This window comes from Caulobacter sp. 602-1, assembly GCF_003931565.1.
Classification (GTDB): Bacteria; Pseudomonadota; Alphaproteobacteria; order Caulobacterales; family Caulobacteraceae; genus Caulobacter.
Map to the genome: position 1 here is coordinate 1 of NZ_RRYI01000176.1, position 281 is coordinate 281.

A 281-nucleotide genomic window follows, 5' to 3' on the forward strand; every position below is an offset into this window, starting at 1 on the left:
TGCTCGCTGTTGGACCGACCGCGAACAGCAGCAGGCCCGGATTGAGCTGGCCAAGCTTACTCGCAAGTTCCGCGAAGCCGAGGCGCTCGCCGCGATCAAGGGGCGCGATCCGACCGCGCAGGCGATCTCGCTGATGGTCGGACTTGATCCTAAGACCCCACCTTTGTTCCACGCCTTCGAAGTGACGGAAAAGGAGCGCCGGCAGGCCGATCAATTGGCCGAGCAGCTCTTTGCCGCCATGAAGGATCGCAAAAGCCCGTCGGCGATCGAATACGCCGCTG

At 63.0% G+C, this 281-nt stretch carries 1 protein-coding gene; it reads left to right on the plus strand.

Features of this window, described 5'->3' with window-relative positions:
- A partial coding sequence (locus EIK80_RS26260) for a hypothetical protein (RefSeq protein WP_158624767.1) occupies positions 1-281 on the plus strand: 281 nt, incomplete at both ends.